Annotated in this window: 24 protein-coding genes; 11 read left to right on the forward strand and 13 right to left on the reverse strand. The window is 38.8% G+C overall.

Annotation, left to right across the window (positions count from 1 at the left end; all coding sequences use genetic code 11):
* Positions 1-472: 472 nt before the first annotated feature.
* The 3 genes from gap to pfkA are packed head-to-tail and all read right to left on the reverse strand — an operon-like array spanning position 473 to position 3,310.
* Complete coding sequence (gene gap, locus ACTJKC_RS05495; protein ID WP_025144555.1) at positions 473-1,471, reverse strand: type I glyceraldehyde-3-phosphate dehydrogenase; 999 nt, start codon at positions 1,469-1,471, stop codon at positions 473-475.
* 8 nt (positions 1,472-1,479) lie between these two features.
* Complete coding sequence (locus ACTJKC_RS05500) at positions 1,480-2,322, reverse strand: hypothetical protein (protein ID WP_440790634.1); 843 nt, start codon at positions 2,320-2,322, stop codon at positions 1,480-1,482.
* A gap of 1 nt (position 2,323) precedes the next feature.
* A complete protein-coding gene (pfkA, locus tag ACTJKC_RS05505) occupies positions 2,324-3,310 on the reverse strand; it encodes a 6-phosphofructokinase (protein ID WP_344849081.1) in 987 nt (328 codons plus the stop codon).
* 111 nt (positions 3,311-3,421) lie between these two features.
* On the opposite strand from pfkA, the gene ACTJKC_RS05510 reads away from it, so the two are divergent.
* Complete coding sequence (locus ACTJKC_RS05510) at positions 3,422-4,111, forward strand: NUDIX hydrolase (RefSeq protein WP_051584721.1); 690 nt, start codon at positions 3,422-3,424, stop codon at positions 4,109-4,111.
* A 255-nt stretch (positions 4,112-4,366) separates the two neighbouring features.
* Here the strand turns inward: ACTJKC_RS05510 and ACTJKC_RS05515 are convergent, their stop codons facing one another.
* Positions 4,367-5,227: an N-acetylglucosamine kinase gene (locus tag ACTJKC_RS05515; RefSeq protein ID WP_344849084.1), complete on the reverse strand. Its 861-nt coding sequence runs from the start codon at positions 5,225-5,227 to the stop codon at positions 4,367-4,369.
* A 220-nt stretch (positions 5,228-5,447) separates the two neighbouring features.
* Here ACTJKC_RS05515 and ACTJKC_RS05520 point away from each other — a divergent pair, with 220 nt between their 5' ends.
* From ACTJKC_RS05520 to ACTJKC_RS05540, 5 genes are all read left to right on the forward strand, one after another.
* Entirely contained in the window at positions 5,448-6,473 is a 1,026-nt protein-coding gene (locus ACTJKC_RS05520) for a threonine aldolase family protein (RefSeq protein ID WP_440790635.1), read from the forward strand.
* 63 nt (positions 6,474-6,536) lie between these two features.
* On the forward strand, positions 6,537-8,051 hold the full coding sequence (gene accC, locus ACTJKC_RS05525; protein WP_440790636.1) for an acetyl-CoA carboxylase biotin carboxylase subunit: 1,515 nt from the start codon (positions 6,537-6,539) through the stop codon (positions 8,049-8,051).
* A 228-nt stretch (positions 8,052-8,279) separates the two neighbouring features.
* Positions 8,280-8,864, forward strand: a complete 585-nt coding sequence (locus ACTJKC_RS05530; protein WP_440790637.1) for a riboflavin synthase — start codon at positions 8,280-8,282, stop codon at positions 8,862-8,864.
* 168 nt (positions 8,865-9,032) lie between these two features.
* A complete protein-coding gene (locus ACTJKC_RS05535) occupies positions 9,033-11,681 on the forward strand; it encodes a family 78 glycoside hydrolase catalytic domain (protein ID WP_440790638.1) in 2,649 nt (882 codons plus the stop codon).
* Between the two features lie 158 nt (positions 11,682-11,839).
* Positions 11,840-12,301 (forward strand): DUF4268 domain-containing protein, encoded by a 462-nt coding sequence (locus ACTJKC_RS05540; protein WP_440790639.1) that lies wholly within the window; start codon positions 11,840-11,842, stop codon positions 12,299-12,301.
* Here ACTJKC_RS05540 and ACTJKC_RS05545 read toward each other — a convergent pair.
* Positions 12,298-13,452: a tetratricopeptide repeat protein gene (locus ACTJKC_RS05545; RefSeq protein WP_440790640.1), complete on the reverse strand. Its 1,155-nt coding sequence runs from the start codon at positions 13,450-13,452 to the stop codon at positions 12,298-12,300. The two genes, ACTJKC_RS05540 and ACTJKC_RS05545, sit on opposite strands and share 4 nt — an antisense overlap.
* Positions 13,453-13,584: 132 nt before the next feature.
* On the opposite strand from ACTJKC_RS05545, the gene ACTJKC_RS05550 reads away from it, so the two are divergent.
* The 4 genes from ACTJKC_RS05550 (at position 13,585) to ACTJKC_RS05565 (ending at position 15,718) form a co-directional block, all read left to right on the forward strand.
* A complete protein-coding gene (locus ACTJKC_RS05550) occupies positions 13,585-13,881 on the forward strand; it encodes a hypothetical protein (RefSeq protein ID WP_344849094.1) in 297 nt (98 codons plus the stop codon).
* Between the two features lie 11 nt (positions 13,882-13,892).
* Complete coding sequence (locus ACTJKC_RS05555; RefSeq protein WP_344849095.1) at positions 13,893-14,483, forward strand: porin family protein; 591 nt, start codon at positions 13,893-13,895, stop codon at positions 14,481-14,483.
* Positions 14,484-14,654: 171 nt separating this feature from the next.
* Positions 14,655-15,074, forward strand: coding sequence for an organic hydroperoxide resistance protein (locus ACTJKC_RS05560; protein WP_440790641.1), 420 nt, complete (start codon positions 14,655-14,657; stop codon positions 15,072-15,074).
* Between the two features lie 209 nt (positions 15,075-15,283).
* Positions 15,284-15,718: a MarR family winged helix-turn-helix transcriptional regulator gene (locus ACTJKC_RS05565; protein WP_344849097.1), complete on the forward strand. Its 435-nt coding sequence runs from the start codon at positions 15,284-15,286 to the stop codon at positions 15,716-15,718.
* Between the two features lie 35 nt (positions 15,719-15,753).
* Here ACTJKC_RS05565 and ACTJKC_RS05570 read toward each other — a convergent pair whose 3' ends face one another.
* From ACTJKC_RS05570 to ACTJKC_RS05595, 6 genes are all read right to left on the reverse strand, one after another.
* Positions 15,754-16,677, reverse strand: a complete 924-nt coding sequence (locus ACTJKC_RS05570; RefSeq protein WP_440790642.1) for a YihY/virulence factor BrkB family protein — start codon at positions 16,675-16,677, stop codon at positions 15,754-15,756.
* A gap of 74 nt (positions 16,678-16,751) precedes the next feature.
* Positions 16,752-17,150, reverse strand: a complete 399-nt coding sequence (locus ACTJKC_RS05575; protein ID WP_440790643.1) for an META domain-containing protein — start codon at positions 17,148-17,150, stop codon at positions 16,752-16,754.
* 81 nt (positions 17,151-17,231) lie between these two features.
* Positions 17,232-17,444, reverse strand: a complete 213-nt coding sequence (locus ACTJKC_RS05580; protein ID WP_025144571.1) for an alkylphosphonate utilization protein — start codon at positions 17,442-17,444, stop codon at positions 17,232-17,234.
* A gap of 43 nt (positions 17,445-17,487) precedes the next feature.
* A complete protein-coding gene (locus tag ACTJKC_RS05585) occupies positions 17,488-18,033 on the reverse strand; it encodes a GNAT family N-acetyltransferase (RefSeq protein ID WP_440790644.1) in 546 nt (181 codons plus the stop codon).
* A gap of 221 nt (positions 18,034-18,254) precedes the next feature.
* On the reverse strand, positions 18,255-18,797 hold the full coding sequence (locus ACTJKC_RS05590) for a DUF4199 domain-containing protein (protein ID WP_440790645.1): 543 nt from the start codon (positions 18,795-18,797) through the stop codon (positions 18,255-18,257).
* Positions 18,798-18,914: 117 nt separating this feature from the next.
* The gene (locus ACTJKC_RS05595) at positions 18,915-19,388 is read right to left on the reverse strand and encodes a response regulator transcription factor (RefSeq protein ID WP_440790646.1); all 474 of its coding nucleotides are present in this window, start codon (positions 19,386-19,388) and stop codon (positions 18,915-18,917) included.
* Between the two features lie 222 nt (positions 19,389-19,610).
* Here ACTJKC_RS05595 and ACTJKC_RS05600 point away from each other — a divergent pair, with 222 nt between their 5' ends.
* Positions 19,611-20,402: a hypothetical protein gene (locus tag ACTJKC_RS05600; protein WP_440790647.1), complete on the forward strand. Its 792-nt coding sequence runs from the start codon at positions 19,611-19,613 to the stop codon at positions 20,400-20,402.
* Positions 20,403-20,519: 117 nt separating this feature from the next.
* Here ACTJKC_RS05600 and ACTJKC_RS05605 read toward each other — a convergent pair whose 3' ends face one another.
* Both ACTJKC_RS05605 and ACTJKC_RS05610 read right to left on the reverse strand, forming a co-directional pair.
* Positions 20,520-21,152 carry an alpha-ketoglutarate-dependent dioxygenase AlkB family protein gene (locus ACTJKC_RS05605; protein ID WP_440790648.1) on the reverse strand — a complete coding sequence of 211 codons (633 nt, stop codon included), beginning with the start codon at positions 21,150-21,152 and terminating at the stop codon, positions 20,520-20,522.
* A 2-nt stretch (positions 21,153-21,154) separates the two neighbouring features.
* Positions 21,155-21,997, reverse strand: a complete 843-nt coding sequence (locus ACTJKC_RS05610) for a methylated-DNA--[protein]-cysteine S-methyltransferase (protein ID WP_440790649.1) — start codon at positions 21,995-21,997, stop codon at positions 21,155-21,157.
* Positions 21,998-22,014 lie beyond the last annotated feature (17 nt).

A 22,014-nucleotide genomic window follows, 5' to 3' on the forward strand; every position in this document is an offset into this window, starting at 1 on the left:
GATTTATCTTTTTTTGTGGTGATAAACATCGTTCCGTTTATTACTCTACAAATATAGTAAAAAATTTGATAGTGTAAAAAATACACTAAGAAAAATTTAAGTATTTTTTTTGTCATTTTTTATTTACTGATCTTTTTCTGGAAGATTTGGGTATTTAAAACGACTGTATTGCAAAGATAACTCAAAAATATGTTAAAAAATTGTTAAATATTGTCAATTTATGATACGATATAGTTAAATCTTGTCAATTTTTGGCTTTGAACTAATTTTAGTCAAATTTTTAAGTTGTTTTTGCTATATAATTTGTTGTTAAAGGTGTTTTATGGTCGGATATTTTAATAAAAATTAATTTTTATGGTCAAAATAAAATATAATTTATAGGTGAAAAACATGTTTAAAACAAAAAAGGCAACATTAAATGAATAATGTTGCCTTTTATATTGATTTAAAAAGTGCTTAATGCACTTTTTTGTTACAAACTTGCGTAATATTCTACGAATTTTGCTAATGCAGAAGAATATCCCCACTCGTTATCGTACCAGGATACCACTTTAACGAAATTATCGTTCAATGAGATACCTGCTTTTGCATCAAAGATAGATGCGTGGTCATCACCAATAAAATCAGAAGAAACAACTTCGTCTTCAGTATAAGCCAATACGCCTTTTAATTCACCTTCTGAAGCTGCTTTCATAGCTGCTTTAATTTGCTCATAAGTAGCTGGTTTTTCTAAACGTGCAGTTAAATCTACAACAGATACGTCAGCAACAGGAACGCGGAAAGACATACCGGTTAATTTACCTTTCAATTCTGGTAAAACCATACCTACTGCTTTAGCAGCACCTGTAGAAGAAGGGATGATGTTAGAGAAACCACCACGGCCACCTCTCCAGTCTTTAGCCGAAGGACCATCAACTGTTTTTTGGGTTGCAGTTACCGCGTGGATTGTGCTCATTAAACCTTCAACAATACCGAAGTTATCGTTTAAAACTTTAGCAATTGGTGCTAAACAGTTTGTGGTACAAGATGCATTAGAAACGATTGTTTGATCAGCAGTTAATTTATGGTGGTTAACGCCCATTACATAAGTAGGGATATCGCTGTCTTTTGCAGGAGCAGAGAAAACTACTTTTTTAGCACCGGCAGCAATGTGTTTTTCAGCATCAGCACGGGTTAAGAATAAACCTGTTGATTCGATTACCACTTCAACACCTACAGCATCCCATTTTAAATCAGCCGGGTTTCTTTCAGCAGTTACACGGATTGTTTTGCCATTAACCACTAAGTTACCGTCAACAACTTCGATGGTGCCATCAAATTTACCGTGAGTTGTATCATATTTTAACATGTATGCCATATAATCTGGCTCGATCAAATCATTGATCGCAACGATATCTAATCCTCTTTTTAATGCAGCTCTGAAAACCAGTCTGCCAATACGGCCAAAGCCGTTTATTCCAATTTTGCTCATTGTTTTTGTTAATTAGTGTAATGTTTTAATAAATTTTGTATTGGTTCTTTAATAATGCTTTTTATTTCCAGGTTGTATTTGCCTGCTGTAAACCTTAACCGGTCTTCAAGTTCGGCTGCTACCTTGCCCACAATATGTATTTCACGCATTTTATGTTTTTCAACCGTTGGTAAAATATAAGTTTCGAAGTACTTTTCAAAACCCTCGTCAATCAGCCTGCAAATATATTGGTGCTTGCTGTTCTGGGTAATAAAATCGAAAAAAGAGGTTAAAAATATATTTGCCTGCGGCTTATTGTAAATACGTTCTAATATTTGAGGGCGGTCCAGATTGTGTGTGAGCATAAATTTGGCTTCGATATCTTTTGGCATTTTATGACTCAAAAATTCCTTCAGGAGGATTTTTCCAAAGTAATTCGAAGAGCCTTCATCTCCCAGGATATAACCTAATCCAAAGTTATTGTTAACCGGTTTTTTACCGTCGAAGTAGGCGCAATGTGCACCACTACCCAACATGCCTACAATACCGGGCTGATTGTAACAAGCAGCTTTGGCTGCCCCGAAAAGATCATTTTCTACAACAATTTTGCTGTATTTAAAAAATGATGAAAGGGTTTTGGCCAGTTCCTCTTTTCTGTCTGCTGAAGATGCGCCGGCTGCAAAGAAATAAATCTTTTTAATGTTTTCGGCATTGTTAACCAGGGCAACTTTTTTATTTAAAATCTGTAAAATCGTTTTCGGATCAACAAAGCAAGGGTTTAAGCCGGTAGTGTTGCAATGTGCCACCACCTGTCCATTTTGGGTTATTTTCCAGAATGCTGTTTTTGATCCGCTATAAACAACTGCTATCATATTATATTGAAAGTACCTCCGTCATTTCCATTAAATCGGGTTCGAGTTTAAAGGAGTGAGCTGTTAAAGCCTCTCTTATGCTGGTTAATTTTATTTCGTTTCCTTTTAAACCGACCATTTGTTCTGTTTCGCCTGCAATTAACGCATTTACTGCCGCAAAACCTAAACGACTACCCAGAATTCTGTCGAAACTGCTTGGGCTACCGCCACGTTGCAGGTGGCCAAGAATGGTTACTTTGGTATCGTAATGATCGAAAGTTTCTTTTACCTTTTTGGCAATATCATAAGCACCACCTTGTTTGTGTCCTTCGGCTACAATTACAATACTCGATGATTTTTTTGTTGCTGCCCCTAAGGCCAGTTTATTAATCAGTTCGGTAACGCTGGTTTCCTTTTCGGGTAAAAGCACCGCTTCAGCACCACTGGCAATCGAACTTCGCAACGCAATACATCCGGAATCACGTCCCATTACTTCAATAAAAAATAAACGGTCGTGCGCATCGGCAGTATCCCTGATTTTGTCAATCGCTTCAATTACCGTATTAATGGCAGTATCGTAACCCAGGGTGAAATCGGATCCTACTAAATCGTTATCAATTGTGCCTGGTATGCCGATTACTTTAACCCCGAAAGTTTCAGAAAAGCGTTTGGCACCGGTAAAGGTTCCGTCGCCACCAATTACCACTAAACCATCAATATCGTTTTTCTTTAAATTATTATAAGCAATCTGCTGACCTTCGTCTGTTTTAAATTCTAAACAGCGTGCAGTTTTTAATATGGTACCGCCCAGGTGTAAAATATTACTTACCGAACGGGCGTCCATTGGTTTTATGTTGTCGGTTATTAAACCCTGATAACCTTGCATTACACCAAACATATTAATGCCATGGTAAATTCCGGTACGAACAACAGCTCTAATTGCAGCATTCATTCCTGGGGCATCGCCTCCAGAAGTTAGTACAGCTATATTTTTTATATTTGGCTCCATCTTTATAATACGAATATAGTGTGTATTTTTTACACTAAGTAATTTATTTTATTTTTTTTACTTAATATTGAAAGTCATACCTTTATCTGCTTAAAATAACTAAATTTTACTTTGGAACAAATTTTACCTCATTTAGATTCTGTATTCTCGATAGATTGCGTTTTGTTTGGATTTGATGGTAAGGAACTCAAAATCTTACTCATTGAAAGGAATGAAGAACCGTTTAAAGATTGGTGGGCATTGCCCGGTAACATTGTTGGTCCTGATGAAAGTTTAGATCAGTCAGCCTCACGGATTTTGTACGAACTTACCGGTTTGCGCGGTATTTTTATGGAGCAGTATTATGCTTTCGGCGATCCGCACAGGCACCCGCAGGGTAGGGTAATTACGCTGGCGTACTATGCGCTGATCCGTTTGGGCGGTGATAAAGAACTGCGCCCGATCAGTACTTATGCCAAACGTGCCAACTGGTTGCCGATTACCGATTTACCTAAACTGGCTTTCGACCACCAGAAAATTTACGACAAAGGTTTAGAAAAAATAAAACGCCGGATTAAACACCAGCCGATTGCTTTTGAGCTCCTGCCAGAGAAATTTACCTTAACTCAGTTGCAGCATGTTTATGAACTGGTTTTGGGTAAAAAATTAGATAAAAGGAATTTCAGGAAAAAGATTGTAAGTTTTGGCGTGTTAAAGGAACTCGACGAAAAACAAAAAGGAGTATCGTACCGGGCGGCTACTTTGTACCGTTTCGATAAGCGTAAATACGCGAAACTTTTTGGTAAGGAGATTTCGTTTTAGCGGAGGGCGGGAAGCGAACAGCGTTTAGCGTGGATTCAACTTCTGAACCACAGCCGTCACCCTGAATTTATTTTAGGGTCTTCCTTGAAGGAAAACATACCTATTAACTGACATTATTAAAAAGAAAAACCGGTTTGAATTTCAAACCGGTTTTTTTATGTTGTTCTACTCGACTTTGGACTAAGACTCCAGACTTACGACTAAAGAATAAGATTCAGAACGGGAAACTCCAAACTGAAAACTCCCAACTCCAAACTAAACTTTAGGCGCTAACTCTAAGTGATAATGCACCAGATCATCTATAGGTGAGCGGATAATTTTACCCACGCCCATTTCGTAACGGTCGGCTACAATACTTAAAATATCGCGGAAACTATAACCTACAGAACCCACACAGTTTAATTTGTGGTCTTTGTAGTTAGGGTAGTGGATTACCAAAGCTTCGAAAAAAGCAGTAAAAGCATAATCGATGGTTGCAAAAGCGTAATCCTCGTAGTTATCTTTAAAATCGTATAAAAATTTACTAAAGCTTGCGCAGAAACGGTTTGGCAATGGCTTGTTGTAAATGTTATCAAAAATATCTTCGTTGGTTAAAGCATAGTTATCGTAAAAAGCTTCACGTAAACCTTTTGGCATATAACCTTTCATGTAATCGCTCAAAATACGTTTACCGATGTACGAACCACTTCCTTCATCACCCAGGAAATAACCTAAAGAATCGATGTTCATGGTAATTTCAGTACCATCATATAAACATGAGTTTGTACCTGTACCTAAGATAGCAGCAAATCCCGGCTCGTTTCCAAGAAGTGCCCTCGAAGAGGCAAGTAAATCATGACCTACAAAAATGGTTGCATTGGTAAAAATCTGTTGCATGGCATCAGCCACAATTTTTACATTTGCCGGCGTAGAACAACCTGCACCGTAGTAATAAACTGCTGTTAATTTTTCTCTTTCCAAGTGGTCTGGAAGAGTCTCATTCAAAGACTTTACAATGTACTCTCCTTTGGAAAAATATGGATTGTAACCTTCGGTGTTAAAGTAAATTTTTCTGCCGGCCTCGTTAATCAAGCACCAATTTGTTTTGGTAGATCCGCCGTCTGCAATTACTATCATTTTATTTATTTTTGGTTTTAGCACGATAAAAGTATAAAAACTCTTATATTTTGTATCCTTTTTTTTAATAATTTTTTAACAATTTGTTGTTGTCGAAAATTAAGTGTGTAAAAAATACACTATATAGAGCGTTTAATCGACGAAAAACCTTAAAATTATACCAGAAAAGGCATTGGTCTTTTTTTTTAATATCAAGAATATTTTACAATCCGATAGCGAAATGAATAACAGATTTTTAGATTTCAGGAGTGACACCGTAACCAAACCAACAGCCGGAATGCTGGACGCGATGATGACTGCAAAAGTGGGTGATGATGTTTTTGGCGAAGATGAAACGGTGCATGCACTGGAAACAAAACTGGCCTCTACTTTTAACATGGAAGCCGGATTATTTTGTCCCTCGGGAACGATGACCAACCAGATTGCGATCAAATGTTTTACGCAACCAATGGACGAGGTGATTTGCGATCAGACTGCGCATGTTTACCGGTACGAAATCGGTGGCATTGCCTTCCACTCGGCAGCATCGGTAAGGTTGTTACATGGCGAACGCGGTATTCTGACCCCGGAGTTAATCGAACCAGAAATTAATGAAGACAATATCCACTATCCGAACTCCAGTTTGGTGGTTTTAGAAAATACTGTGAATAAAGGCGGCGGAAGCTGTTACACTTTATCGCAAATTGCGCCCATCCATCACCTGTGTAATATAAAAGGATTAAAACTGCATTTAGATGGTGCGCGTATTTTTAATGCACTTACCGCAACCGGCGATCAGGCCAGCGAGTATGGCAAATATTTCGATGGGATTTCGGTATGCTTATCCAAAGGTTTGGGCGCACCCGTTGGCTCAGTGCTTTTAGGTACGAAACAGATGATCCACAAGGCACGTAAAATCAGGAAAGCTTTTGGTGGTGGCATGCGCCAGGCCGGGTTTTTAGCTGCTGCAGGTATTTACGCGCTCGACAACCATGTAGATCGCTTAAAGGAAGACCATGCGCATGCACAGGTATTGGCCAATGCTTTAGCTACTGCAAATTATGTAAAATCGGTTATGCCGGTTGAAACCAATATTGTTATTTTCGAAGTAGAAAAGGGATCAGCAGAGAAAATTGTAAACCAACTAAAAGAAAAAGGGTTACATTGCAATACCACCAGTGCGAGCACCATCCGTTTGGTTACACATCTGGATTTAAGCCCTGAAATGATCGATGAGGCAATTGAAATAATATTACATTTGTCTTAGACAGAGCCCTAAGTCGTGAGTCTTTAGTCCTGAGTTGATATATCTGATAAAATTCTAACCAAAATGCCCGAAAACTCCAAAGCCATAACCCCAATCTCCAAACTCCTAATCGCTAACCGCGGCGAAATTGCTTTACGTATCATGCGTTCTGCAAAGGAAATGGGAATCAAAACCGTAGCCGTTTTTTCTGAAGCCGATCGCAATGCCTTGCATGTGCGTTATGCCGATGAAGCCGTTTTTATCGGTCCGGCGCCTTCCAATCAGAGTTACCTGGTAGGAGAGAAAATTATTGAAGCCTGCAAATTAACAGGAGCCGAAGCCATTCACCCCGGTTATGGTTTCTTGTCTGAAAATGCAGGTTTTGCACAGCTGGTTGCTGATGAGGGTTTGATTTTAGTGGGACCTTCTCCGCAGGCGATGGAAACGATGGGGAACAAACTATCGGCTAAGGCAGCAGCATTAAAATACAATATCCCGATGGTGCCGGGAACGGAAGAAGCCATACAGGATGTAAATGAAGCCAAACAGCGTGCCATTGAAGTTGGTTTCCCGATTTTAATCAAAGCCGCTGCAGGTGGTGGTGGCAAGGGGATGCGGATAGTTGAAAAGGCAGATGATTTTGAAGAGCAGATGCAGCTTGCCGTAAGCGAGGCCACCTCGGCATTTGGCGATGGTGCTGTTTTTATTGAACGTTATGTTACCTCACCAAGGCACATCGAAATACAGGTTTTAGGCGATACCCATGGAAACATCGTTCACCTTTTTGAACGCGAATGTTCTGTGCAGCGCCGTCACCAAAAAGTAGTGGAAGAAGCGCCTTCTTCAGTTTTAACAGAAGAAATCAGGCAGCAGATGGGTAAATGTGCCGTAGATGTAGCCCGTTCGGTGAATTATACCGGAGCAGGTACCGTAGAGTTTATTCTCGATGAAAACCTCGATTTCTTTTTCCTCGAAATGAATACCCGCTTGCAGGTAGAACACCCGGTGAGTGAACTGATTACTGGTATCGACCTGGTTAAAGAACAGATTAAAATTGCTTCCGGCGAAAAGTTGAGCTTTAGTCAGGAAGATTTAAAAATCAGCGGACATGCCATCGAGCTCAGGGTGTATGCCGAAGATCCGGCCAATAACTTCCTGCCTGATATTGGTACTTTGCAAACTTACAGTACCCCAAAAGGGAATGGCGTAAGGGTTGATGATGGTTTTGAGCAAGGCATGGAAATCCCGATTTATTATGATCCGATGATTGCTAAACTGATTACTTATGGTAAAGACAGGGAAGAAGCCATTGAACGGATGATAAGGGCAATTGAAGAATATGATATTACGGGGATAGAAACTACATTGGCATTTGGTAAATTTGTCATGCAGCACGAAGCCTTTAAAAGCGGCAGTTTTGATACCCATTTTGTAGGAAAATATTTTAAACCCGAAAGTTTAAAAGTACAGGACGAAACAGAAGCATTGATTGCCGCCGTAATTGCCGCTAAACTTTTTCAAAAGAATGAACAGGTTGAATCAGGGGATGCTGAGGTTAAAAGTACTTCGGATTGGAGAAAGAATAGGTTGAAATATTAGAAATACTAAAATAAATTTGTCGTCATTGCGAGAAGGCTTTTCAGCCGACGAAGCAATCTTTCTTGCAAGAATCGCTAGCAGGAAAGATTGCTTCGTCGTACTTCCTCGCAATGACGGCTCGCTTTACTGAATTGTCATTCTGAGCGTAGTCGAAGGATCTCCGTTCCGCTTCGCTCCAATCGAGATGACGACATGCATGAGAATGACAACCTACAAATACAAAATAAAATGTTCACAGGAATAATAGAAACACTTGGCGAAGTTACCGCCATCAAAAACGATCATACCAATATCCATTTTACCATTTCATCGGCCATTAGCCATGAGTTAAAAATAGACCAAAGCGTGGCCCATAACGGGGTTTGCTTAACTGTGGTGGCTTTAAACGATGGAACACATACGGTTACTGCAATTGATGAAACCCTTAACAAAACCAATCTGGGAGGTTTAAAAGTAGGCAGTAAAATTAACCTGGAACGCTGCATGCAGATGAACGCCCATTTAGACGGTCATATTGTGCAAGGCCACGTAGACCAGACTGCGGTTTGTGTAAAACGTGAAGAACTGGATGGCAGCTGGGAATACCGCTTTAAGTACGATGCTTCTGCCGGAAATGTAACGGTTGAAAAAGGCTCGGCCTGTGTAAATGGCATCAGCTTAACGGTTGTAAATTCTGAGGCAGACGAATTTTCGGTATTCATCATCCCATATACCTTTGAGCACACCAATCTTCAGGAGGTTGAAGTTGGCGATACCGTGAATTTAGAATTCGATATTATTGGCAAATACGTAGCCCGGTTAATGAATAGATAATTTTATTTTCTCTCGTACTTTTAATTTTAAAAGGCTTATTTACAGCTTGTTGTGTATTAATTATCGTTTGTGTAACGCTTAATTTTTCATGACAGTGCAGGATGGTTGGTTAAATTATATTGCTGAATATAGTAGTGTTAAGACTAAAAAATTTAACGCTAACCATATATGAACAGAATATCCCGCATGTTAAGCGCAATGTTTACCATTGCCTTGCTATTTTTATTTACCACAAATGTTTCAGCTCAGAAAATCTCCTTAAAAGATTTAACTGTTGAGCATTTAGTAAATCCTTTTAGTATTGATAACCCTAAACCAAGGTTTAGCTGGAAAATCATTTCAACAGCAAAAAACACCAAGCAGAACAATTATGAGATCAGGCTCGGTACCTCGCCGATAATTGATAAGGTGTTGTGGAAAACTGCGGTAAATAATGATCAGTCGGTTTTAGTCACTTACGATGGACCCCCATTATCATCAAAAACGAAATATTACTGGCAGGTTAGGGTAACAGATAACCATGGCAATACTTCTGCTTGGTCGCCGGTGCAATATTTCCAAACGGGTTTAAAACCTGAAGACTGGAAAGCAAAATGGATTGCTGTAGAAGGTAAAGATACTTCGCTTGCCAGTCCGTTGTTTAGAAAAGAGTTTAATCTGAAGAAAAACGTCCGCTCGGCAATGGTCTATATTACCGCAAAAGGTTTATACGAAGCCAGCATTAATGGCGGACGTGTGGGCAATGCTTATTTCGCACCAGGCTGGACGAGCTATAAAAATCACATCCAATATCAGGTTTACGAACTGAAAAATACCTTGAAAAAAGGTGCCAATGCAATTGGTGTTTCACTGGGCGATGGCTGGTATAAAGGACGGATCGGTTTCGGCTCACAAAAAGAATTTTATGGCAATACCAGGGCTTTATTGCTGCAACTTGAAATAGAATATACCGACGGGAGTAAAGAAATTATCGTATCTGATAACAGCTGGAAAACCAGTTACGGCGCGATAAGATCATCTAATATCTACGATGGCGATACGTATGATGCCAGGCTAGAACAAAACGGTTGGAACAACATTAACTTTAAAGAAAATACCAGCTGGAAACCTGTACAGGAACTGGCCAGCGGGCCAGAAAAACTGGTAGGAATGAGCGGGCCACAAGTAACAAAACACGAAGAATTTAAAGCCTTAAAAATATTTAAAACACCGCTGGGTGAAACCGTAGTCGATTTCGGCCAGAACCTGGTAGGCTGGGTGATGTTGAAGGCAAAAGGTCCGGCTGGAACAAAAATTACCATCAGCCATGCTGAAGTATTGACTAAAGAAGGAAATTTTTACACCACCAACCTCCGTACGGCCAAACAACAGAACAATTATATATTAAAAGGCGAAACAGAGCAGCTATTCGAACCACATTTTTCTTTTCAGGGTTTCCGGTATGTTAAAATAGAGGGTTATCCTGGCGAACTTAAACTGGAAAACCTGACCGCTGTGGCTGTTTATTCCGATATGAAAACAAACGGGAAATTCAGCACTTCGAATCCTTTATTAAACCAATTGCAACACAATATTTCATGGGGACAAAAAGGGAATTTTGTTGATGTACCTACAGATTGCCCGCAGCGGGATGAACGCTTAGGCTGGACAGGTGATGCACAGGCATTTGCCTCAACAGCTGCTTATAATATGGATGTTGCAGGCTTTTTTACCAAATGGTTAAAAGATGTTTCAGCCGATCAGCTTCCCAGTGGTAGTGTGCCTTTTGTTGTACCCAATGTGCTCAACCAAAATGATGCAGGTTCGGCTGGTTGGGCCGATGTAGCCACCATTATTCCATGGGATATGTACGTGATATATGCGGATAAAGGCCTGCTGGAAACGCAGTATGGCAGTATGAAAAAATGGGTTGATTATATTTCTTCAAGAGCTAAAGACAACCTCTGGAATACCGGTTTCCATTTTGGCGACTGGTTATTTTACCGTCCGAATGATGATAATGATGGCCGTGCCGCTGTGACTGATAAATACATGATTGCACAAACATTTTATGCGCACTCTACTCAATTGCTTTTAAATGCGGCAAAAGTATTGGGCAAAACTGAAGATGTGGCCAAGTACAGCGATCTTTTGGAAAAAATAAAAGAAGCATATATTAAAGAAAACATGACACCAAGTGGTAAACTAATTTCAAACACACAAACCGCTTATGTGCTGGCTTTACAATTTGATATGTTACCCGAAAATTTACGTGCACAGGCTGCACAAAGATTGGTCGATAATGTCCGCGATTATGGAAACCACCTGACTACAGGCTTTTTAGGTACCCCATACCTTTGCCATGTATTAAGCCGTTTCGGGCATGAAGATGTAGCTTACGATCTGTTGATGCAGGAGAGTTACCCTTCATGGCTTTACCCGGTAAAAATGGGAGCAACCACTATTTGGGAGCGTTGGGATGGCATTAAACAGGATGGATCTTTCCAAACAGCCGATATGAACTCTTTTAACCATTATGCTTATGGAGCTATCGGCGATTGGATGTATAAAAACATTGCCGGCATTAATCCCGTGGCAGCACAACCGGGTTATAAAGCCATTTTAATTGCACCTAGGCCTGGCGGAAAACTAACCAGTGCCTCGGCAGAACTGGAAACCGTTTACGGCACTGTTAAATCATCATGGACGATTGCCGGCGGTATATTTAAGCTTGATGTAACTGTTCCGGCTAATGCCACTGCCACCGTAATTTTGCCAAAAGGCAATAAAAAGGAAGAAATAGGCTCCGGCAGCTATCATTTTGAATATAAATATTAATCGCTAATATTGCAGCGTTGTAAAAAGGTACGAAAGCGGCGTCATTTCGAGCGAAGTGCAACGGAGTTGAGAAATCTGTTTTCATAGATCTCTCCATTTCGCGTTGCTCCAGTCGAGATGACGATCCTTCTATTCTTAGCCAATGCTTAAAAAAATAAATGTATAGTAAAGAAGAATCAGTAAGGTTACGGCAGCAGTTTTGGATCAGTTTCGGGCAGTATATGAAACCCGTGCCTTCGGCCAGTGGTTCTACCGTAAACTGGACTAACTATAAAACAGGAGTGAAGAACATCTTTTTTAAAATGGATGTTGACGGTAAAAAAGCCTTTATCAGTATCCAGCTTTCGCATCCCGATGCCGATATCAGGCACCTCATATTTGAGCAGTTTGAAGAATTTAAGCTCATGTTTACCAATACTGTTAACGAAGAGTGGGACTGGATTAAGGATGCAACTGATGATTTTGGGAAAACGGTTTCTTTAATCACCATCAGCATTAGCGGTGTAAGTATATTTAACCAGCAGCATTGGCCAGAACTGATTTCCTTTTTTAAACCGAGAATCATCGCCCTTGATGAATTTTGGGACAATGTAAAACCTGTTTTCGAAGACCTGGTTTAATCCGTCAGGTTCAGTTGCGCTATTCTGTCTTTCGTAAATTTAATTTCTTCTTTATCGTCCGTTAAATTGGGTTTGCTTTTTAAATAGAGATTATAATATTTGAGTGCATTTTTTTCTTGTTTTAGTTTAGTATCGTAAAATACAGCCATGCGGTAGTACAACGTTGGAACAACCTTAAACTGAAGTCCTTTTTTATAGGCCCCATTGGCCAGGCTCAATTGATTGTTTTCTTCATAAACCAGTCCCAGCAACGAATAATAGCTGGACGTATTGGGCGAAATGGCTTCATCAATCGTTTTTTTAGTGTATATAGCAGCCTGTTGATAATTTTTCAGCGCCCGGTAACTAAGTGAAGTATAATATAGAGTAGCTTCATTTTGCATGGCTGCCACTTCAAGCACTTTAAAAAGATCAATGGCTTTCTGGTACTTTTTGGTGTAATAATAAGCCTTGGCTACATCTTTTATTACCCCTGCATCGGCACCATCCTTTAATAATTTTTCTCCGGATGCAATTACCTCAGCATATCTTTTAAGCTGATTCGCTATCGGGAGTTTAGCCCTTTGCAGCACCAGGTTATCGCTATCGCCTTTAATGGCAATATCAAGCACATCATAAGCTTTTTCATACTGCTGATAATTTGAATGTACTTCAGCAAGATCAGCGGCAACATCGCCTTCCAATGGGTTAATCTTATTCGCTTTTAGCAGGTAAATCAGTTTAACAGAATCTTCCTTCGGGCTACTGTACATATTGGCCAGAAGCTTATATACATTAAAATTATTGCTATCTGTTTTCACTATTTCGCCATAGTATTTCCTGGCTTTCTCTGTATTGCCCCTTTTATTATTTATGCTGGCCAAACTGAAAAGAATGGGTAAGTTTTGTGGCTGTAAAATGTAAGCCCTGCCATAAAATTTTTCGGCTTCAACATTATTGCCCGCCATTAAAAAACAATAACCCATCTGGCTCAATATTTTAAAATCATCCGGTTCTTCGCCATAAATGCTTTTCAGGTACTGGGCGGCATCGGCATAACGTTGCGATTGGTAAAAATCAAAAAGTTTCTCTTTATCTACCGCCTGATTGTTTTGTGCATAAAGGCTTAAATTTAAACCCAATAATGTGATCAATAGAAACAGATTTTTCATATCAGCTAATTTTAAACTAATTTATTAGTTGTTTTTGATATTTCCAAATCAGTTTGTTAAAAGATGGATGAAATCAAACAAAATAAATGCTAAACGGTTTATACAGAATAGTTGAACTAAAATATAAAACCTATGAACACTTTAAAGAAGTATGAATTAATGGAAAAAATTGTGCGTGAATTGGAAGATTTACAAAACTCTCAGCAAGCACTTATTCAGAAAATTGGAAAAATTGAAGTAGATAATATCGAACTGGGCGATAGCCGCCTTGAAAAAGATTTACCGGATATACATCAAAATTTAGCAGATAACTTAGATACTATCTCAGGAATTTTAGATTACTTTGCAGGAAAAACACAAACCTTTGGTGATAAAAACAATGTTGATGCTTTAAAAGAACAAGAAGCTATTAACAACGCCACCAGCTAAATTAATCGTATATGAAATTTTTATCTTTAACCGTTGCATTTTTACTGGCAGGCCTTTTTGCAAGTGCACAGGTATTGCCATCATTCCAGCTGGGCATTAAAGCTGGAGCAAATTTTTCGAAATTTGACAGTGATAACACTTTTAGCAGTGAAAACCGCGCAGGTTTTTATGGCGGCCTTTGGGCGAGGGTAGGTGCTGCAGGCGTTTACTTCCAGCCGGAACTTTATGTTTCTGGCAAGAAAGCAAATTTAGTAAGCGATGCAACAGGCGAGGTAAATAAAGTGAGGTTTACAAGTTTAGATGTGCCTCTATTGGTGGGTACTAAATTCGGTGCAGCCGGTATTGGTGTACGTTTAAACACCGGACCAATGTTTTCGCTGATTTTAGATGAAAACCAGAGTTTCAGTCAGGCGGCTGGAAGTGTATTCCGCGCCGATTTTAAAAATCAGGCTTTAGCCTGGCAGTTCGGTGCCGGACTTGACATTAAAAAGTTAAGTTTTGACGCACGTTACGAACTGGGATTATCTAAAATTAATAAAGCGGGTTATCCGGGTACCAAGCTAAACTTATTTACTATAGGCTTAGGATATAGAATTTTATAATAGAAATTAATAAAACTGAGAAGGTGTTCATTGTAAAATGGACACCTTTTTTTATGCCTTAAACTTTCAGGATATTATTTATAAAAGATAAAATTTGCTTTTATCAAATAGTTGATTACATTTGTGTCGTAAACGATATAATCGCTTGCGATTTAAAATAAAATATATAACATGAAAACATTGTATGAAACAAGTGCTACTGTAACTGGTGGACGTAATGGAAAAATAACAAGTGAGAATGGCGTTTTAGAACTGGAAGTGAGAATGCCAAAAGAGTTGGGTGGCAATGGTGATGGATATACCAATCCTGAACAGCTTTTTGCTGGTGGGTATGCGGCTTGCTTTGATAGCGCATTAAACTTAATTATGCACCAGGAAAAGGTGAAGCCTGAAGCACCATCTACGGTTAAAGCTAATGTTTCTTTGCATCCGGATGGAAATGTCGGCTTCAAATTGGGGGTTTCTTTACAGGTACATATCCCGGGGATTGAGACTACACAAGCACAACAATTGGTAGAGAAAACGCATACCATATGCCCATACTCAAATGCAACCCGTGGAAACATTGATGTTAAACTGGAAGTTATTTAATATAAAGGCTTTAAATCGTTATTGCTAATCTAATTTTTCATTTGCATGAAGCAATCTTAATGCGTTCGCTGGTAGCGATAGTTGTAAGATTGCTTCGTACCTCCCAATAACGAATCTATATGGATTATGCTATTGATAAAGAATTCCGGCGAAAATGATTTACTTAGCTGAATAATTATTGGTTTAATATTGTTAAACAAAACCTTCTGATGGAAATAGACGAATCTTTTAAACTGGAAAATCAATTGTGTTTTCCCCTTTATGCTGCTTCGAGGTTGGTAACCAAATGTTATCAGCCTGTGCTCGATACGCTGGGCATAACCTACCCGCAATATCTGGTTTTGATGGTATTATGGGAGACTGATTCGGTGAGCCTCAGCCTGCTTTCGGAGAAATTAATGCTGCAATCGAATACCTTAACCCCTTTGCTAAAACGGATGCAGGAAACCGGACTTGTAGAGCGTGTCAGGTCTTTAAAAGATGAAAGAAGTATTGTGATATCACTTACCGGGAAGGGATTGGCACTAAAAGAAAAAGCACCGGTTTTAAGGACTCAGCTTGGCGATCACCTGGGCATAAACCTGGAAGAAATGATCCAATTGAAAACCTTGCTCGATAAACTGATTAAAAACCTGGCGGTATAATTGGCTTTTATGGCTTCCTGTTGAGGAATAATATTTTAGTCTTCCTTTTCCAGTTCAACTTCAGTTAGTTCGTACGCAAATGATCCGTTTTTAGGTATAATCGGTGTCGCCCTGCCAACACTCAATGCTTTTATAAATGAAGCACCGAAATAGAATATCAGCGAAGAATAAAATACGAAAAGCATAATTACGATAATCGATCCTGCCGATCCATAAATATTACTGATATTACTCAGCGGTAATAAAATCCTTAAAATATACTTCCCTGCAGTAAACAGGCATCCGGTTAATAATCCACCCGAAATGGCTGCCCGCCATGTCGGTCTTCCGTTGGTTAAATACCTGAATAAGATGGTAAACCATGTTGTTACAATCAGTACAAACACGAACTGGTTAATTACTGAGGTTAAAATTAACCCGACTGACGGTGCCCCATCTTTTAAATAGGCCCCAATAAATGCCTGAACGCTATCAGCCAGTAATCCGATAAAAAATAATATTCCGGCCAGCAGGATAATGGTAACCGATATGGCCCTGGATTTTAAGGTGTTGATAATGCCTTTTTTATCTTTCTGTCCAATATTCCAGATCTGCTCCAAGGAGTTTTTGATTACGTTGAACAAAGTGGTAGCTACAAAAAGAAAAAATATAAAACTGAACAGGGTAACATACCAGGCCTGATCAATACCGCGGATATTTTTTAAAGTTGTTCTGATCTGCGTGATGCTGGCATTGTCGAGAATACTGGCCAGACGTTCGAAAAGGTGTGTAGCCAATAATCTTCTATCGGTAAACATCCCGAAAAGCCTGATGAGGATAATCAGGATTGGCGGAAGGGCAAAATTGGTAAAAAAAGCAGTTGCACCGGCAAGGCGTAAAGGATCATTTTGTTGAAATAAATTAAATGCATTCTTTACGGTTGAGAAAAAGAACTTCAGATCTTTTGTTATCGATGGCATTATTCCTGCGTTAAACTCAAAAGGCCGAAAATAGTAAAAATACTTTATTCAGCCTTTTTTATGATGGTAAAGATTTAGTTCGTTTTGGTGAAAACCAGTAGCGTTTTATCACCGTTTAATAAAAAAAGTTTGTTTTCTTTTACCTTAGCTCCGTTTACCTGGTTTAAAGCATGTAGGTAAGAACGTTCTGCAGCATCAGTTTCCTGACAGAACATTCTGGTACCGAAAACATTTTTAACCGTTATTTTATTGTCTGCAATTTCGGCCTGACCGCCATAACTGTTGCAAAAAGATTTACCACTTACCTTTAAGCTGTCGGCAAAGTTTAAGGTTGCTTTAGCCGATGCCGGCAAAGTTAAACCTGGTAATTCTGTTAACTCCCATTTGGTATTGTTCAAGCTTGCAGGATCCAGTTTCTCTCTACAAGAGCTTAATAAAAAAAGCAGCATTCCACAGAGGATAAATTGTTTCATAATAATAAGGTTAAATGATTTCCTTTATTACCATCAAAAACTAAACCAATAAAATATGGAGACCTTTCGGGTACTTGGTTGTTAGTTTTTCTTTTTCAGAAATTCGGTTTTTAACACCAGAACGGTTCCGTTTACTTTACCTTCAATAGCTTTAGGATCGTCGGTTAAACGGATGTTTTTAACGGCTGTACCTTGTTTAATATCGCTGGCCATCCCTTTAACTTTTAACGTTTTGATTACGGTAACCGAATCGCCTTCATTTAAAATATTGCCGTTGCTGTCTTTAGTTTCCATGTTTTTCGATTTTTTGCGAAATTAGGATTTATAACCGGATAATTTAAGCTTGTTTTTCAATCTTCATCCAATGGTGCTGTTTACCGTGGTAATCGAAAATGGAAATCCGTTTTAAGCCGGTCTTTTCGAGCACATGGATAGAGCCGAGGTTACTGATATCTGCTATGCCGATAATTTCATTAAGCCTGAGTTCATTAAATCCATAATCTCTTGTTGCTGCAGCAGCTTCGGTAGCGTAACCTTTACCCCAAAAACGCTTGCTGAACCGGTAGCCCAAATCGTAATAATTACTGTGGTTGTTATTGGTTTCCTTAATTAATTTTAATCCTGCCCAGCCAATAAAATCACCACTAGCCTTTTCAATTACCGCCCATCTGCCAATGCCATTTTCGATATACTGGTTTCTGATAAACTCAATATCTGCTTTACTTTGTTCGATGGATTGAACTGGTTTATTGCCCAAAAAAAGGTGAACTTCAGGATCGCCATCCATTTCAAACATACCTGCTGCATCTTCGGGCAACAGCTCGCGTAATATTAAACGTTCCGTTTCTGCAAAAATCTTCATATCTGGTGTGGTTTTGTTCATCAAAATTTAAATAAATTGCGAAGAGATCTGGAAGTTTTGAGTCTTTAGTCTCTAGTCTTTAGTCGGAAGTCGGCAGTCGGCAGTCCGGGGTCCGAAGTGATGGCGTTTAGCTAGGGCATAGAAAGGATGGAAGATGTAAAACGGATGATGGAATTTTATTTACAGCATCTCTGTACCCGATGTGCCTTTTCTTTGTAATCTCTTCGGTAGTGATCATTTAATTAAATTGTCTTTGCAACTATTGGTGTATCTGGTTTTCTTTTTAAAATCAGCGCGGCCACAAATGAAATCAAAATACCTACTGGTAAAATTTCCATGTAAGTAAATAGTATAACCATAACCGGATTTTTATACATTTCCTTACCCGAAGCCAATTCTTTTGCTTTGTTGGCAAGTTCTGTTGCTGATGCACCGCTTTCTTTAGCTTCCCTTAAGGCCTGAGCAACGTATCTGTCCATAAAATCTGGAATAAATACGTAAAAATCAATCAGCCACACAATTACATAGATGGTGGAAGCAATTAAGCTGATTAAAAGCCCGATTTTAAGTGCTTTGCCAAAAGTGATTAATCCATCATTGTATTTATCGCGGTAATTTTTGATTCCTACAAAAATAAAAGAAAAGGCTAATACCATCGAGGCATAACCGATAAGCATGCTGTGCTCCAGGCTCGGATCGTTATAACACCTGCTTATAGAAAATACCATTAATACGGATACGATGATGCCGGCAATTAATCCAAATACAATTACGTTCTTTTTCATGTTTGATTTTTTTATTGGTTTAAGCCACAAAATTGGTTCGATTAATCTTTTTTGCCTTCATACTTTAGGGTGATTTTTTAGAAAACCGGTCTATTTAATACTAAAGTGCTAATTAAATTAAGGAATAAGGTTAAGTTTTTTTGCAGTTTCTATGGCCTGCGTTCTGCGTTTCGCCTCCAGTTTTTCGAACAGCCTTGCGTTATGCGTTTTTATCGTATTTAATGAAACAAATAGCCTGGATGCAATTTCCTGATTGCTCAATCCTTCCGACATCAATTGCAAAACTTCCAGTTCCCTTTTGCTGATGTTAAGTCTCATCAGTTCCTTTTCATTGAGAATAAAAGTTTCAGAACGTGGAGTGAAAATTTCTTTTTCAATCAGTACCGTTTTAGGTTTGGTTAATTTTAAGGCCAGCCAAATACCAAGTGCAGTAAAAATTATGGCTATTGCGCCTGCATAAATCTCGAAAGCGTGGCTGATGATCAGAAAACGGAGCTCTAACCATTTCAATAAAAATAGCATTAAGGCCAGAAAAACGCCATATAAGATGATGCTTTTATTTTTGGTTAAAAAATTTGCTGAGCCCGGCATTGGATGATGATTTAATCAAAAATAGGAATTTAGTTTGGCTAATGTAAAAGGAATGATGGCAGGTTTTAACGTTACGTTCTTTAGGCCTTCACTTCGCGCTTTTTGCGGTTAAAAATGCTGCCAATCAAGATTTTAACTAAAAGCCGTAATTTTCTGGTGACTTTGATAACATAAAAGCAATAAAGATTTTAAATTAGCGAAAAAAAATAAAAAACTAAACCCATGAAAATTACGCTTTATGCACTCTTTCTTTCCGTTGTTTTATTTGGCTGCGGAGGCAATTCTGAAAAAACTTTTAAAGCACGCGCATTTTCGGCGAGTGACGATTTTAATGTATTTCCAAAAGGAACCAAAGACATTTTAACCATTGTAAAAACCGATTCGGGCAAATTAGCTGCTGCTGATCGTTTCGCCATTAATACCAGAGATACCACCATCACCATTGATGATGTACCAAATGCTGCAACCAAGAAATTTAAGGTCGCTTCTTTTATCAATACTCAAAAAACAGCTGTTTTAGTTCAAAGTGACAATGGAAAGGATAAAATGAGTCCTTTTTATATCATTTATGTTAACGGAGGAAAAACAGAAGTGGTAAGTTTGAACAAACCATCAAAAGGAGCTGAGGATCAGAAATATACCAATGGTTTAGAAGAATTAACCAGAAGTAATCTGCTGGTGAACAACGATTTTTTTATTACCACAATCAACTCCAGGGTTTATCCAGTCAAACGTCAAAAAGAGGATGAGCGTATTCAGGGAAAATTCTTTATGTACTCAAGCGATAAAACAACATTGGCATTTTTAACTGCTAATTCGTTATATCAGGTAAATACCAAAACCGTAGAAACCTTTAACCTGCCTTTACCTGCATCATTAACCAGCCAGCCTGAAACATTGGTAGGAAATATCCAACGAGATTATACCTGGGTGGCCAATGCACATGGAACATCTTTCTTAAAGAAAAATGCAGATGATGATCGCATTGTTGATATTAAAGAGTTTAAGCACTAAACAAAATATTTAAGCTTAATAAAACGCTTTGGTTCGTAAAGACACGAACCAAAGCGTTTTGTAAGATGCTACTGCCTTTACGAACCATTCCTCATCATTTAATTAAATCAGTCAGGATTAAACCACCATTGTTCTAAAGGTGAGGTTTACTCTTGGCTGATTTACTTTTTTAGTAGGGGGCAGGCGGTGTAGCCAGTTTGTTTGGGTTTCATCTTTCATCACCAGCAAGCTCCCGTGTTCCAAAAAAAGTGTGATGGTTTCTTTACTCTGTTTATGTTTAAAAAGGAATCTTCTTTCCGCACCAAAACTTAAAGATGCGATGGCAGAATCTTTCGCCAGGGCTTTTTCATCATCGCTGTGATAGGCCATGCCTTCATCACCATTGTGGTATAAATTAAGCAGGCAGGAGTTATAAATTACGCCCGTTTGTGCTTCCGAAATTTTTTTAAGTTCAAGCAGTTCTTTTGTCCACGGTAAAGCCAGTTTCGATTTATTAGAATAGGTATATGAATAGGCTTCATCTCCATACCAGGCCACTTTTCTTTTGGTAATGATGTGTTTGCCCATAATAAAGGCTTCGTCATTTTTCCATTCAATGGTATTCATCAATACGTCGAAATAGTAATCTGCCTCCTGTTGTGAAAATAATTTCCCGAAATAATTTACCGTTCCATCATACGGAAGAAGGTTTTGGTCAGTATTTATGGCTGTGCCGAATAAATCCAATGTTTGTATGTTGTTTTTACCCATTGTTATCCCTGATTAATTTGTGCGGCTTCCCAACCAATTATCGCTGTTTTTCTATCCACCCCCCAATGGTATCCACCCAAAGCACCGCTGGTTTGAATTACACGATGGCAGGGGATTAAAAAGGCTACGGGGTTATCGCCTATGGCTGTACCAACTGCTCTTGATGCATTAGGGTTTTGAAGTTGCCTGGCAATGGTTCCATAAGTGCTTAATTTACCCATCGGGATTTTTAGCAGGGCTTCCCATACTTTTAACTGGAAATCTGTACCTTTTAAATGGAGTTTAATCTGGTGCAGTTTACTCCAGTCGTGGTTAAAAATGTATAATGCATTCTGTTGCTCCTTGTCTAATATCAGCTGATATTTAGCTGCCGGAAACTGACGTTGAAGATTGTTAAGAGCAAGTGTTTCATCATCATAAAAAGCTATATGGCAGATCCCTTTCGGTGTACTGGCTACAATAATATTCCCGAACGGGCTCTCTGCAAAACTATAATTAATATGGAGGTTTTCGCCGCCGTTTTTATATTCTCCGGGTGTCATCCCTTCAATGTTTACAAAAAGATCGTGTAACCTGCTGGTACCTGATAAACCGGTTTCTAAGGCTGTATCAAATAAAGTATGATTGTCTTTCAGCATTTCTTTGGCATAGCCGATGCTGATGTACTGCAAAAAACGTTTTGGTGTGGTACCTGCCCATTCGCTAAATAACCTTTGAAAATGGAAGGGACTTAAATTTACTTTTTCTGCAATTTCTTCCAAACCAGGCTGTGTTTTAAAATTAGCTTTGATATAACTAATTGCCTCAGCGATCCTGTTGAAATTGATTTCTTCTTGTGCTTTCATGGTATTGAATAATTTAT

It is taken from the genome of Pedobacter sp. 22226 (assembly GCF_052045455.1).
Classification (GTDB): Bacteria; Bacteroidota; Bacteroidia; order Sphingobacteriales; family Sphingobacteriaceae; genus Pedobacter; species Pedobacter jeongneungensis.